Raw genomic sequence first — 13,070 nt, 5'->3', positions numbered from 1 at the left:
CTCATCCTTATTGCTATAACTTAATTTTTGGAAAAAGTCGTAACAATGAATCCTTCACGATTCGTTCCTGATATCCGATAAGAATCACAACTCAAGATCGGGATATGGCTGGATTTCCCTTTATCCGCGGGAACATAATATATCTGGATTGTCATGTCCTTTTCTTTCATCGTGAGCTGCTCTCCAGAGTATCGATATTGCTGTACAAAATCGATGTATTCCTCTAAACATAGATTGTTTTCTTCCATGATTTTGGAATGGGGATATCCTACATATCTAAAATGCCATGGCTCATAAGCAATACGAGTGATTGATTCTTTTTCTTGTTTATATCGAAGGATAAAACCGAATTTTATGGCATGTTGTCTGAAGGACTTGTAAATGCCCGTATCCGGAAAGGAAGGAGCAATAAAATCGATATTCGATTTCAATTTACCCACATCGATAGCCAACCCCGTTTGGTGTTCACTATGGTCAGGCAAGGCTACGTATTTGGAAGTATATTCGGAACCCTGTTCTATCAAACAATCTTGATAGATCTGGACTTGATCTTCTTTGGTTCGATATGCGCTGACAGCGACAATTTCATCCGTCCCCCCACAAGCTTTAAGCAGAGCATGAAATTGATTGAAGCACTGCTTCTCCAGAAGCATCTCCTTATTTAACTTCTTTATTGAAGGCAGGGAATCCAATGACTCTAGTTGATGGACTTGTACTTGCCTTCTGATTGGGTTTTGATCATTTATTAACACTAAGTACCCTTGAAATAATTCTTCGTTACTTACGCTGGTTTCAATAGGTTCTTGTACGACTCCCCGTGATTTCATGATGAAACTCCCCACCTTCTTTATAAATTCGTAATACTCTGTCCGTGATGGAACTCGTTATTTCTTGAGAGACACCACCGATATGATGGGCCAGCTCCTGAATCGGAATTTCCTGCTCACCTGAATAGCCAATGAAGGTCACCTTTGATCCTTCCGGAAAATACATCGGAAGCTTGACCATCAATTGATCCATGGAGATTTTCCCAATAATTTCTGAACGAACCCCTTCCACCAACACCTCCGAATTTTGCATTCTCTGCGACCATCCATCGGCATAGCCGATAGGTACGGTTCCGATCCATTGATCTGAGTCTGTTTGATAAGCATTGTTGTAGCCCACATATTCGCCTTTTTTTAATTTTTTCGTTTGTAATAATCTACTATGCATACTGAATGCCGGCTTTAGTTGGATGTTAGGTACTAGTTTTTTCGGATAAAAGCCATAGATTGCAGCTCCTATGCGAGCCATATCCATGCACAATTCCGGGAATCGAAGTGCCGCTACACTTCCGGCACAGTGATAATGATTGATTGGAATCCGTGACATACTGCTCCACTCTTTCATTTCCAGGAAGCGTTGAATCTGAAGCTGTAGATAACGGTTGTCTGCCTCACCTGCAGTCGCGAAGTGGGTATAGAACCCGTCGACTACTACATCTGGCGCTCTGAGCCATGGAACCATTTCAAGCCACTCTTCTTGCGTGCGTATACCGATTCGCCCAAGTCCAGTATCCATTTTCACATGCACAGATAACTTATGCGGGGTATGAACAGGCTTGTATTTTCTCATCTCATGAAACCACGACGCTTGTGTAACGGTAAGCATCAAATCATGTTCCAGAGCCAGAGGTACAAGTTCGGGACGAATCGGAATCAAAATAAGAATCGGTTGTTTTAAGCCAGCATTTCTAATGCGGATGGCTTCTTCAATGAAGGCACACGCTAAATAATCCGCGCCTGCCTCTACTGCTTCTTTGGCTGTCTCAATATCTCCATGCCCGTATGCATTTGCTTTAACAACTGCCATTAGTTTGGTCGAACGGGGTAGAAATTTGCGGATCTGTATGACATTCTCGCGAATTTGCGTTAAATCTATTTCAGCCCAAGTATCTCGGTACATCCCATGATCTCCCCAACCGAATAGATGGCTTGTTTTTAGTTTCTATTTTCAGCAGATCCGCATATGCACTTTTCATTTTTTTGGCCTCCTAAAGGTGTGAATGTAGTGCGTTGAATTGATTTAAGTGTATATTAAGGCGACTTCAGCTCCTATCGATCAAACTTACACAAAACTGACAACGATGTAAGATTACAGATTTGAACATCTCATAGTTACAACAAAAAAAGCCGCCAATAGGCGACTCGTAAAAGATAACGGAAATGGACTTCAGATAATAAAGTCTACAAGAAGAAGCCTGCGCTAGGGCAGGCTTCTAACATTATTGCGGATTTTCATTACTCATCCAGCTGTCGACATGCAGTGGTTCACTGTAGTCTTCCCGGTCAGTAAATTCTTTCAGGTGTTTCTCTGCATCTGCACGGTTATCGAAGGCACCCATAACGACGGTGAATTTTCCATTTTGAGTCTGCACAACGCTACTGCCATCGGCAGAATACTGCTCAGCCAACATGGCCAGTGCCTCACCCTGCTCCATGTCTTCGCTTCGCACGAAGAAAAGTTCATGCGCTTGTGTTGACTTCCCGCCGCCGGAAGACAGCTTCAACTGAATATATCCAGGCTGCTGATACTCTGACACGGAATAATCCACATCATCCTTAAGTTCAACCACAAAGCCAATCGCAGAATCATCCAAAATGATATTTTGATAGACATCTTTTACATTCTTAAGTGCTTTAATATCCTGCTCCAGCTTGTCATAATCCAGATGACGTACCCCATTGAAGGTGAAGATCAAGCGATTCGGCCCTTCCTTGTGATCCACAGTATATGATGGAGCAGAGGTGATCTGTTCACCATCGATCTGAAAATTAATGTTTAGTGTATCCGATTCTTTGGTCGTGGTAACCGAAACCCCATCTGTGCGCTCCCCGCCACCACCAACTTGCAGAATTTTGACGACAGAACCTATAACAGGTACATCGGATAATGCCTTGGCCACACCTGGTACGTTGGCTGTTATCATCACCGCAGCACAGGCTGCAACCAGGGAGGAACTGCGCCAGATCATCATTTTTCTTCGTTTTTGATTTCGTGCACGCTGACGGGCTTGCTGAATAACTCCGGAAAGGCCGGATGGAATATTGATCTGTTCATATCGTTCTTTTCCTGTCATGTAAAATCAACCTCTTCCTTGGTCAGATGTTTTTTGAGTTTGTTTAAGATCTTATAGAACCTGGTCTTCACCGTGCTTTCCGGCAGGGACAGCACCTCTGCCATATCCTTGAATCGCTGATCCTGGAAAAATTTCAAAACGATAAATGCCCTATCTTCGGGATGCAGGTGATCAAGTGCTTCGTACAAATCCCATTGCTCTTCAAGCCCCATGGAACTCTCTTCGGCTGCAAACGGTATTATACTGTCTTCCATATACGTGTATTTCTTCTTTCGTCTGATGTGATCCAGAGAACAGTTGATGACGATCCGGGTCATCCAGGTTTCAAAATAATCAGGACTATTCACTTTTTCATAAGATAGAAAACCTTTATAAGAGGCTTCCGATATGATCTCCAGTGCTTCCTGTTCATTTTTCACATAAGAGAATGCGAAGCGATAAAGCTTTTCTTTACATGCCTCCAGACGATCACTGAACTGCTGTTCAGTTAGTGCTGTACTTACCTTGCTCAGTTTGTCCACCCCCGTTGCGACTGTATATTTTGATTATTGCCGCATTTTTAATAAAGCTTACTTTGTATGTTGTTTCGCATGTTAGACAGCTGAGAGTCGAAAATAGTTTTAAAGAAGATATAATTTTTTGATTTTTTTATCTGAGAACAAGAACTTATCTCGTCCCAAACGAAAAAAGCCGCCAATAGGCGACTTGTTTTCTTCTCTTTACTATCGGAAGAAATGTGATTGAAACTGGATTAGGTTGAGACAAATATGTTCATATAATTATGGAGGTCTTGTCTAACGCGTTCTCTTTTTGAAAATGGTTGATTCCCGGACGATCCAGCCCAAGATGATCACGAAGCGTGCTGCCCGTATAATCCGTGCGGAAGAGTCCACGTGCTTGAAGAATCGGCACCACATGATCCACAAATTCATTCAAATCTCCCGGCAGAACGGGCGGCATGATATTAAATCCGTCACAACCATATTCTTCAAACCATTGTTGCATCAAATCAGCCAGTTGTTCATAGGTACCTACAAACTGCATATGCCCTCTTGCCCCTATCAGCCTCCGACCCAACTCAAGAATGGACAACTTATCTTTTCGAGCCATGTCCATAATCAGCTGTACCCGGCTTTTCATGCCATTGGAAGCCTCCACGGGATCTGGAATGTCAGGCAGCTGGCCTTCGACAGGATACTCCGAAAGGTCAAACTTAAGCATTCCGGATAACATACCCACTGCGGCAGCCGGAGGAATTAACTCCTGCAGTTCTTGATATTTTCGCTGAGCTTCCTGCTCCGTCTTACCCAAAATCGGTGATAAACCAGGCATTATTTTCATGCTGCCTTGTTCGCGCCCATATCGTGCGAGTTTGGATTTGACGTTCTTATAGAACTCTTTCGCAGCATTCAGAGACTGCTGGGCCGTGAAAATCACTTCACCGTAGTTGGCAGCAAAATCCTGTCCCGGTTCGGATGATCCGGCTTGGATGAGTACAGGATATCCTTGCGGGGAACGAGGCACATTGATTGTACCTTGGGTAGAATACCACTGCCCCTTATATGAAACTTCCTTTAGTTTAGACGGGTCCGCAAATTGTCCAGCCTGCCGATCCACAATTAAGGATTGATCTTCCCAACTATCCCAGAGCAGGGTGGCTACTTCGACAAATTCCCGGGCCATTTTATATCGAAGCCCATGCTCGGGATGCTCGGTTCTTCCATAGTTATTGGCTTCAACATCCAATTGGGAGGTCACGATATTCCATCCTGCGCGTCCTTCACTGATATGATCCAATGTGGCAAATTTTCGAGCTACGTTATACGGCTCGTTATAGGTCGTCGACACTGTGGCGGTCAAACCCAACTTTTCCGTATCTGTAGCCAATGCCGACAGGAGCGTTAGCGGGTCCAGCATTCCTGCAGCCGATTGATCAGCGCCCATCACGTAGAGGAGATCAGCCAGAAACATCATGTCAAACTTCCCACGTTCAGCCGTCTGTGCGATGGAACGATAAAATTTATAATCAAAAATCTGTTCAGCACCTGAATCCGAACGGCGCCAGCCGTAGTGATGATGACCTGTATAATAAATGAATGCTCCTAGATGAAGTTGCTCTTGTCTCGTCCCCATATAAATCTTCCCTTCTTGTTTCAATTATCGGATTACCCTTTGAACGTATCTCGCCAGCGAAGCCATCTGTTTTCAAGGAGCCGGACAGTCGAATCCGAGAGCTTTCCTACAACCGCAAAGACTACAATACCGACAAATACAATATCCGTTTGCGAGTAAGCACGGGCATCCTGTATCATGTAGCCGACACCTGCGCTGGTTCCCATCATTTCAGCCACAACAAGGACTAGCCACGCCGCGCCCAGAGACAATCTGACTCCAAGTAGAATATTGGGAAGCGCCGCAGGAATAATGAGTTTTCCGAGTAGCTCCCATTTTGAATACTGGTAAATCCGGGAGACTTCAATCAGCTTCATATCAACGTTTCGTATACCGAGAAATGTATTCACATATACAGGAAAAAACGCGCCTAGCGAGATCATTAGAATTTTTGAAAACTCTCCTACACCAAACCATAAAATGAATAGTGGAATAAGGGAAAGGAGCGGGATCATCCGCAGCATCTGTAATGAGGGGTCAAGTGTGCGCTCTGCTAATTTCCCAAGCCCTGTGGATAGACCGAGCATGAGCCCGGCAGCTGTTCCAAGCAGAAATCCCAAGCCCGCTCGATAGGAGCTGATCCCGAGATGTTCCAGCAACTCGCCGTTCAAGATTAGACGCATGAACTGCTCTGCAATCTTGGAAGGAGCAGGTAGCATAGTCGCTGAAACCAGCTGAAGGGCAGAAGCCAATTCCCAGATGAGGAGAATAGCTAACGGAATAATCCACCCGTGAAGACGACCCGGAATTCTGCTCAGCCAGTCTCCTGCTCGTTCGGTTTGTTTTCCAATCTCCAGCTTGCTCATTTTGATTCTTCTCCTTTAAAACCGTCTTGCCACCGTAACGCTCTCGCTTCCAGAAACTTAATGATGGAATCTGATAGTTTTCCCACGACAGCAAAAACAATGATTCCCACAAACACTACGGTGGTCAGTGAGAACGATCTGGCATCATTGATCAGGTAACCCAAGCCTGCACTAGAACCCATCAATTCGGCAACGACCAAACCCAGCCAGGCGACACTGACGGATAATCGGATACCCAGAAAGATATTCGGCAGAGATGCGGGAAGAATTAACTTCGTGATCATCTGCCATTTGCTGAATTGCAGCACCTTTCCTACATCAAAAAGCTTGCTGTCAACCGATCGGATACCCAGAAAAGTATTAACATACAGCGGAAAGAAAGCGCCTTTAGCGATCAGCAACAATTTTGAAGTTTCACCGAAACCGAACCACAAAATGAACAGGGGAGCAATGGCCAAGTGGGGCAGCGTCCGCAACATTTGAAAAGAAGGGTCCAGCAGTCGCTCTGTCTTGTAAGAGAATCCCACCCACAAACCCATGCATAGGCCAAGACCACCTCCGATTAGAAAACCAAGCAGAGCTCTCCACGTTGATATGCCCAAATGCTTCACAAGTTCACCCGTCTCCGTCATGCTGACAAGCTCTTTCCATATACTGCTTGGCGTTGGCAGTAGAACGGGGTTCAAATATCCCATAACCCCGGCCACCTCCCACACGAGTAGCAGAGTCACCGGAACGAAAAGCCCTAGTACCGTATTGCTAGCCCTTAAGTAAAGTTTTCGCCTCTTAACCGAGTTTTTCTTTGGAATTAAAGGCGGGATAACCGCCTTTTCCGCACGCATCTGCATGTAGTGAACGCCTCTCTTCTATAGGGGTCATTATGTTTATTTCAGTGGATCCTTGAGAGCTGCGTCGATATATTGATTGTCCGTTATTGATTTGATGACGACCTGATTTCGAATGTTCTTCATTTCGTATTGAAAATCCGCAGTTTGCTGCATTTCGTTTACGATATCTTCATTAACTGACGTGTTAATCATGCGGGAACGTTCGAATGTCCCACTGATTACACTGGCAGGAACATTACGTTCAGCTGCATATCTGTCGATCGCTTCGGTTTCATGCTCGCTTTCCCACTTCAATGCTTTATTAACTACCTTCAAGTACAGAGTAACAAGCTCTGGATGTTCCTCTGCAAAACCAGTTCCCGCAATCGTAAATGAAGGCGACAATACACCAAGCTGCTCTCCGTCGGACAGCACTTTTCCTTTTCCAGTTAAGGTATTGAGTGTAATGTAAGGGTCCCATGTCGCCCAGGCATCCACACTGCCGGTTTCAAACGCAGACTGTGTCTCATCTGGCTGTAACTGAATGATTTCAAAATCTTTATCCGTTAAACCAGATTTCTCCAAACCACGGTATAAAAAGTTGTAAGCATTGCTTCCTTTTGTAACGGCAATCTTTTTGCCTTTCAGGTCACTAAGTGACTGAGCGGTACTACCAGCAGGTACAATAATTGCAACGTTATTTTTTCCGTCCAGAACTTGCGATACGATTTTGAAAGGAATATTTGCGGCTTGTGCCGCGATAATTGGCATGTTCCCCAGGCTGGCAATATCCAGCTTATTGGATGCAATTGCCTCTGTCATGGGCGGTCCGCTCTGAAACTCGATCCATTCCACTTTGGCACCTGTTTTTTCAAATTCTTGTTCAAACCATTTTTCTTCGCGTGCTTTACCGAATAAGCCACCGCTGCCCTGAATCCCGATTTTCACGGTTACATTTTGGCTCGTACCTGAACCACTTGCATTTTCATTTGAAGTTTTGGATGCACAAGCCATTGTCAATAAAGACAACGCGAGCACCATAACTAGAACCAGATGAGATTTTTTCATATAATCACTCTCCCTTTAATATGCTGTACATCCTTATTCGTCTATGGATTACGCTATATACCGCCGCCTACGTCATATAAAGGCTCATCTACCTTTTCGAACTCATTTAATACCAGTCTGCGCATCTCCTGAAACGCACTACCTGATCTTTTTCGGGGAAAAGGCAAGTCAATCGAAAGAATACTTCGAATATGGCCTGGACGCGGATTCATAATGACGACTCGTTCCCCCAGGAAGACGGCTTCATCGAGATCATGGGTTACAAACAGCATGGTTGTTCCATTACGTTGCCAAATATCAAGCAGCACTTCCTGCAAATGAGAGCGAGTAAATGCATCGAGTGCTCCGAACGGCTCATCGAGCAGTAATACATCCGGATTACGCAGCAATGCTCTGGCAATGGAGACGCGCTGAGCCATACCACCCGATAATTCGCGAGGATATGATTTTTCAAATCCTTTTAAACGGACCAGCTCAATCAGGTCCTCCACCTTTTTGCGCACATTCGGATCTCTAAGAGAGAGATTAGATGCAATGTTTTTCTCCACCGTTAACCATGGGAATAGCCGGGGCTCCTGAAAAATAAATCCTTTCTCTATGCTGGGGCCTGTAATAGGTTTTCCGTTGAGCAAAACGGTTCCCGTATACTGCATATCTAAGCCAGCCACAATTTTAAGCAAAGTGCTTTTACCACATCCGCTCGGACCAATGATGGTTACTAATTCACCTTTTCGAACGTTGAGCTGAATGTTGTTTAATGCAATGATTTCGCCAACAGGGGCGACAAACGTTTTGTTCAGATCGCTGATCATAAGCATATCCCCAGACATTAAAGACACCCTTTCGCATTTAATCAATAATACTTACTTGTTTACTTGGATTTGATTCAAAAAAAAGAGATTTACCCATTCCCACAGCGTATAAAGCGGTGCAGTGTAAATCTCAATGTGACCAAATCAACAAAGTGAATTTCGGTTCGTTTTGTTATACGATATATTATCAATACCATTTCTTACCTGTCAAACATTTTTTTATTTATGTAACTTAAATCATTGTTTTTCTTAAACAGATCGCTTGTTGAACCCTCTTTCTCTGGTATCATAAAAAGACGAACGATTTTCTCCGGGTCAATATCTACTTGTATTTCATAACCTGGAGCGAGCTGCAAGGTCAGACCTTGAATCAGACTTACAAAATAAAACGCAAGTTGCCGAGCATCTCCTTGTATGATGCCTCCGGCGTTCTGTCCTTGGCGAAAGATCTCTGCCAAAGGTTCCAGATTGTCGGTAAATCTCTGGGTTGCAGCTTGTTTTATTTCGGTGCTGACGGCCTGATTCGTTCGTATACTTTGCAACATGATGGTGAAGGCCCAATTACTCTCGTTTGATAACCAGCCTTTACCAATCTCAAATAGTTTTTCACGAGGGTCTATATCCAGGTCTGCTAGCAGTGCAATGGTCCTTCCATACATTGTTTGTCCTCGAAGCAGAACCTCACTGAAAATTTCATCCTTCGATGTAAAGTAAGTATAAATATTGCCGACGCTAAGTTTTGCTTCCTTGGCAATATCTTTAATATTGGTTGAATCAATTCCACGTTTGGCCATGGTTTGTAATGCTGAATCCAAGATGTGCTCGATGCGTTCCTTTCTCATTTGTTGGTCCTTTAGTATGTTTCTGGGTGACATTTGAATCCTCCTCCGCTTTATTACCAGTTATTGATCCATGAATATTAATTTCACGCCCAGTTACCGTGACGAAACACAGGTTCCAAATCACCATCTGCAAGTTCTCCATCAATATCCATATTAGCCGATCCAATCATAAAGTCGACATGAATGAGGCTTGAGTTCACACCGTTTGCCGCCTTTTCCGCTTCAGTCATCTCGTTCCCTCCCTCAAGACAGAAGGAATACGCATTACCGATCGCAAGATGGTTGGATGCATTTTCGTCAAAGAGAGAGTTATAAAAAACAAGCCCTGATTCCGAAATCGGGGAATGATGAGGTACCAGCGCAATCTCGCCCAGATACGCCGCGCCTTCATCGACGCTAATTAGTTTACTTAGCACCTCAAGCCCTTGCGCTGCTTGAATATTAATAATTTTCCCGTTTTCAAACGTCAAGGAGAAATCATCGATTAAATATCCTTCATAACTTAACGGCTTAGTACTGCGAACCGTGCCGTTCACGCCCTGCTTTAACGGAACAGTCCATACTTCTTCTGACGGAATGTTTGCCAAAAATGAAGCACCCTTTTCGTTGATGTTATCCGCATCACTAACCCAGATATGTTTAGGCGACAATTCTATCCGCAGATCGGTACCAGGACCACGGTATCGCAGTGCTCGATACTTTTTACGATTAAGTTGATTCGTCTTGTTTCTAAGCAGCTCAAGATGCGTCTTCCATGCCTCAACGGGATCGTCCGAATTAATCCTCGTAACGTCAAAAATAGCTTCCCACATCGTATCGATCAAATGCTCCTCGACAACATCAGGAAACACCTTGGCTGCCCAAGCCATTGAGGGAACCGTAACTATAGACCAACTGACCTTGTTGGACATGCCGTAGCTGCGAAATTTGGCTAATGCCTTACCTTTGGATGCATTCGAATTCATGATTCGCTGTGGATCTATTCCATGTAGAAGATCGGGATTGGGTGCAGTGATCGTCAGGAAAGCAGCATTATTTTCGGCAAAAGTTTCCCATCCGGCTACCCGGAACGCAGGATATTCGTGGAACACCGAATCCGGTGCAAGTTCATACTTCAAACGCGTAATCTCATCGTCGCTCCACTCGATATAAACATCGTAAGCGCCTGCCCCATAAGCATGTTTTACAACTAGTCGAACAAACGCCGCAGCCGCTATCGGCGCGGTTATGACAAGTATTTGTCCCCTCTGAATATGTACACCAATGTTGATCACAAGTGCTGCGTAACGCTGTAATTTTTCATGAAAATCCAATAGCATTCTCCTCCCCTACTAAAATTAATTTCGCTGTTTCAATTGTTACTCTTCATACGTCCATTATATCTTGTAATTGGAACTCTATGAAAATTTTGCTATACTAACTTATGCTAGATTTCATTTAGATGAGATGCAATTCTACTATATTTGATGAGTTGGAGGAAAGCAAAAAACATGTTACATACACGAATAGGAAAGACTGCTGCTGCCACTATTCTTGCCATATCCTTGCTCGGAACCACTGCAAACCTTAATGATGCCTATGCTGCACCGGTCATTTCGGTCTTGCTGGATGATGTTCCTCTGAAATTCGATGCAGACCCTCGGATTGATAAAGGCGTTACCTATGTTCCGTTCCGGACCGTTGGCGAAGCCCTGGGAATTAATATTACCTGGAACAGCAAGGCACAAACCGTAAAAGCGATTGGAAAAGTAAAAGGTCAGGCGACGGAAGTTCTGCTTCAAGTGGGAAGCACTATAGCAACCGTCAATGGAGAAAAAGTGAAGCTCGCAGCGCCACCGGTTCAGCGAGAAGGTCGTGTGCTTATTCCACTCAGTTCGTTCAGTAGTCAGTTCGGTGTTGGTGTCGGCTGGAACCAGTCCTCTCGCACCGTTTCTCTTGTTTCACCTCAACGCGAAATGCATTTAAGAGCTTTCTATGCGCTGCAATCCTATAAGGAAATCGATTTGGTGTCTTCGATGAACTCTGTCTCTTTTGGCTGGAGTCGCATTGATCGCGAAGGACAATTTACGCTTCAGGGTGATGAGTACCGCCTCCCAGCTGCTGCCGGGGACGTTACACCTCAATCCATCGTTGCCGATGCAGCGAATCAGAGTATTAAACCGTATCTTATGGTGTATGCTTTGGATGGTAATGGAGAATTGACCAAGGTGCTGAGTGATAGCAGCATGCGCCAGAAATCCATTGAGGGGATAACTGCTGCCATAGCTGAGAATGGTTTTGGAGGCGTTGTTCTTGATTTTGAAGGACTGGGTTTTAAACTGGACGCTGTAGAGCAACAGAAACTGCTGAACAATTACGTCAAGCAGCTGAAGGATTCTTTACCTAAAGATATCGCTCTATCCTTGGCGGTCCCTCCATTAAATAGTGCGTATAAAGGCTATGATTACAAAACGCTCGCTTCGTTGGCAGACGACATCATCATTATGGCTTACCAATATAATCCCGTCGGCACCAAATCGCAGGTTCCCGAGCCGAACAGCCTTGTGGATCAGGCCATCCAGCTTGCGCTGGATGCTGGCGTCTCCAAGCAAAAACTTTTGCTCGGTATCAGCTTAAATAGTGAAACTTCATCTTCCATAGATGATAAACTGGGTCTTGCCAAGCGATATGATCTTAAGGGAGCTGCCTTCTGGCGCCTTGGATTATTCCGTACTTACAATAATCAGATGGAAGGCGCTGTCAATGCCTCTGTTATAAAAGAGTAAAGGATTTCTGATATTCTTGACTCCATCGGCTTCCACACACCAAAAAAACGAACCGAAATCTCTGGATGCTGACAAGAGATTTCGGTTCATTTGTTATAGATGATATCTATGCGTTCAATGAGGAAGGCTCATTTCTGTGGGTTGCGCTGAGTACCAGATCTTTTTGATAAGCAAGTACCTGATCCCAGTCCCCGTGAAAAATCGGTATCCGATAGTATCCAACTCTTTCATAAAGGGCCGCCGCCTCCGGCTGCTTGGGGCCAGTCTGCAGTTTCAAATTGGTGTAGCCAAATTCGAGCGCAAGACGTTCCGCTTCGGCCAGAATAGCCTGGGCCACACCCTTGCGACGGAAATCAGAACGTGTATACATACGCTTGACCTCCACGGATGTGTCATCAAGGGGCCTGATGGCTCCGCAACCTACCGGATATCCATCCAAACGCGCTACAATAAAGGCTGCTCGCGGTGTCTCCACATCGGATGGCTGAAATCCCGCCGTCCCATCGCCGCCATATAACAACCCTAGTTCTTGGCTTAGCTCCTTGATTAATAGTTCCGAATCCTCGCTTCGTATATCTTCGGCAGCTGCAAGCACAATTGACGACATTGCGTAAAACCCCTTTCCCTCATTGGATTTATTGGATTTTGTGATTTATA

General features: G+C 44.6%; 13 protein-coding genes. 1 reads left to right on the top strand and 12 read right to left on the bottom strand.

What is annotated here, in order from left to right; genetic code table 11:
- Positions 1-20: 20 nt before the first annotated feature.
- The 11 genes from RS891_RS14880 to RS891_RS14830 all read right to left on the bottom strand — a co-directional run bounded on the left by RS891_RS14880 (position 21) and on the right by RS891_RS14830 (position 10,961).
- Positions 21-827 (bottom strand): D-alanyl-D-alanine carboxypeptidase family protein, encoded by an 807-nt coding sequence (locus RS891_RS14880; protein ID WP_315795835.1) that lies wholly within the window; start codon positions 825-827, stop codon positions 21-23.
- Complete coding sequence (alr, locus tag RS891_RS14875; RefSeq protein WP_315795833.1) at positions 793-1,947, bottom strand: alanine racemase; 1,155 nt, start codon at positions 1,945-1,947, stop codon at positions 793-795. The genes RS891_RS14880 and alr overlap by 35 nt, the downstream gene beginning before the upstream one ends.
- Positions 1,948-2,266: 319 nt before the next feature.
- Complete coding sequence (locus tag RS891_RS14870) at positions 2,267-3,121, bottom strand: hypothetical protein (protein WP_315795832.1); 855 nt, start codon at positions 3,119-3,121, stop codon at positions 2,267-2,269.
- Positions 3,118-3,642: a sigma-70 family RNA polymerase sigma factor gene (locus tag RS891_RS14865; RefSeq protein WP_309304342.1), complete on the bottom strand. Its 525-nt coding sequence runs from the start codon at positions 3,640-3,642 to the stop codon at positions 3,118-3,120. The genes RS891_RS14870 and RS891_RS14865 overlap by 4 nt, the downstream gene beginning before the upstream one ends.
- Before the next feature lie 250 nt (positions 3,643-3,892).
- Positions 3,893-5,254, bottom strand: a complete 1,362-nt coding sequence (locus tag RS891_RS14860; protein WP_315795830.1) for an LLM class flavin-dependent oxidoreductase — start codon at positions 5,252-5,254, stop codon at positions 3,893-3,895.
- 32 nt (positions 5,255-5,286) lie between these two features.
- Complete coding sequence (locus RS891_RS14855; RefSeq protein WP_315795829.1) at positions 5,287-6,099, bottom strand: ABC transporter permease; 813 nt, start codon at positions 6,097-6,099, stop codon at positions 5,287-5,289.
- Positions 6,096-6,941 carry an ABC transporter permease gene (locus RS891_RS14850; protein ID WP_315796330.1) on the bottom strand — a complete coding sequence of 282 codons (846 nt, stop codon included), beginning with the start codon at positions 6,939-6,941 and terminating at the stop codon, positions 6,096-6,098. Before RS891_RS14850 ends, RS891_RS14855 begins: the two co-directional genes overlap by 4 nt.
- Before the next feature lie 42 nt (positions 6,942-6,983).
- Positions 6,984-7,994, bottom strand: coding sequence for an aliphatic sulfonate ABC transporter substrate-binding protein (locus RS891_RS14845; RefSeq protein WP_315795827.1), 1,011 nt, complete (start codon positions 7,992-7,994; stop codon positions 6,984-6,986).
- A gap of 53 nt (positions 7,995-8,047) precedes the next feature.
- Positions 8,048-8,824 (bottom strand): ABC transporter ATP-binding protein, encoded by a 777-nt coding sequence (locus tag RS891_RS14840; protein WP_113054847.1) that lies wholly within the window; start codon positions 8,822-8,824, stop codon positions 8,048-8,050.
- Between the two features lie 182 nt (positions 8,825-9,006).
- Positions 9,007-9,681 carry a TetR/AcrR family transcriptional regulator gene (locus tag RS891_RS14835; protein ID WP_113054848.1) on the bottom strand — a complete coding sequence of 225 codons (675 nt, stop codon included), beginning with the start codon at positions 9,679-9,681 and terminating at the stop codon, positions 9,007-9,009.
- Between the two features lie 50 nt (positions 9,682-9,731).
- Complete coding sequence (locus RS891_RS14830; protein WP_397386918.1) at positions 9,732-10,961, bottom strand: aminopeptidase; 1,230 nt, start codon at positions 10,959-10,961, stop codon at positions 9,732-9,734.
- 177 nt (positions 10,962-11,138) lie between these two features.
- Here RS891_RS14830 and RS891_RS14825 point away from each other — a divergent pair, with 177 nt between their 5' ends.
- Positions 11,139-12,413 (top strand): stalk domain-containing protein, encoded by a 1,275-nt coding sequence (locus tag RS891_RS14825; RefSeq protein WP_315795824.1) that lies wholly within the window; start codon positions 11,139-11,141, stop codon positions 12,411-12,413.
- Between the two features lie 106 nt (positions 12,414-12,519).
- On the opposite strand, the gene RS891_RS14820 is transcribed toward RS891_RS14825, so the two are convergent.
- Positions 12,520-13,020: a GNAT family N-acetyltransferase gene (locus RS891_RS14820; RefSeq protein WP_113054851.1), complete on the bottom strand. Its 501-nt coding sequence runs from the start codon at positions 13,018-13,020 to the stop codon at positions 12,520-12,522.
- Positions 13,021-13,070 lie beyond the last annotated feature (50 nt).

This window comes from Paenibacillus sp. BIC5C1, from assembly GCF_032399705.1.
GTDB lineage: Bacteria > Bacillota > Bacilli > Paenibacillales > Paenibacillaceae > Paenibacillus > Paenibacillus taichungensis_A.
This window is presented reverse-complemented; position numbering and strand designations above follow the sequence as displayed.

What these genes read in the sequence shown, in the direction of transcription:
- RS891_RS14880 (WP_315795835.1), bottom strand. Translation starts at nt 827, where the DNA reads ATGAAATCACGGGGAGTCGTACAAGAACCTATTGAAACCAGCGTAAGT.
- alr (WP_315795833.1), bottom strand. Translation starts at nt 1,947, where the DNA reads ATGTACCGAGATACTTGGGCTGAAATAGATTTAACGCAAATTCGCGAG.
- RS891_RS14870 (WP_315795832.1), bottom strand. Translation starts at nt 3,121, where the DNA reads ATGACAGGAAAAGAACGATATGAACAGATCAATATTCCATCCGGCCTT.
- RS891_RS14860 (WP_315795830.1), bottom strand. Translation starts at nt 5,254, where the DNA reads ATGGGGACGAGACAAGAGCAACTTCATCTAGGAGCATTCATTTATTAT.
- RS891_RS14855 (WP_315795829.1), bottom strand. Translation starts at nt 6,099, where the DNA reads ATGAGCAAGCTGGAGATTGGAAAACAAACCGAACGAGCAGGAGACTGG.
- RS891_RS14850 (WP_315796330.1), bottom strand. Translation starts at nt 6,941, where the DNA reads ATGCGTGCGGAAAAGGCGGTTATCCCGCCTTTAATTCCAAAGAAAAAC.
- RS891_RS14845 (WP_315795827.1), bottom strand. Translation starts at nt 7,994, where the DNA reads ATGAAAAAATCTCATCTGGTTCTAGTTATGGTGCTCGCGTTGTCTTTA.
- RS891_RS14840 (WP_113054847.1), bottom strand. Translation starts at nt 8,824, where the DNA reads ATGTCTGGGGATATGCTTATGATCAGCGATCTGAACAAAACGTTTGTC.
- RS891_RS14835 (WP_113054848.1), bottom strand. Translation starts at nt 9,681, where the DNA reads ATGTCACCCAGAAACATACTAAAGGACCAACAAATGAGAAAGGAACGC.
- RS891_RS14825 (WP_315795824.1), top strand. Translation starts at nt 11,139, where the DNA reads ATGTTACATACACGAATAGGAAAGACTGCTGCTGCCACTATTCTTGCC.
- RS891_RS14820 (WP_113054851.1), bottom strand. Translation starts at nt 13,020, where the DNA reads ATGTCGTCAATTGTGCTTGCAGCTGCCGAAGATATACGAAGCGAGGAT.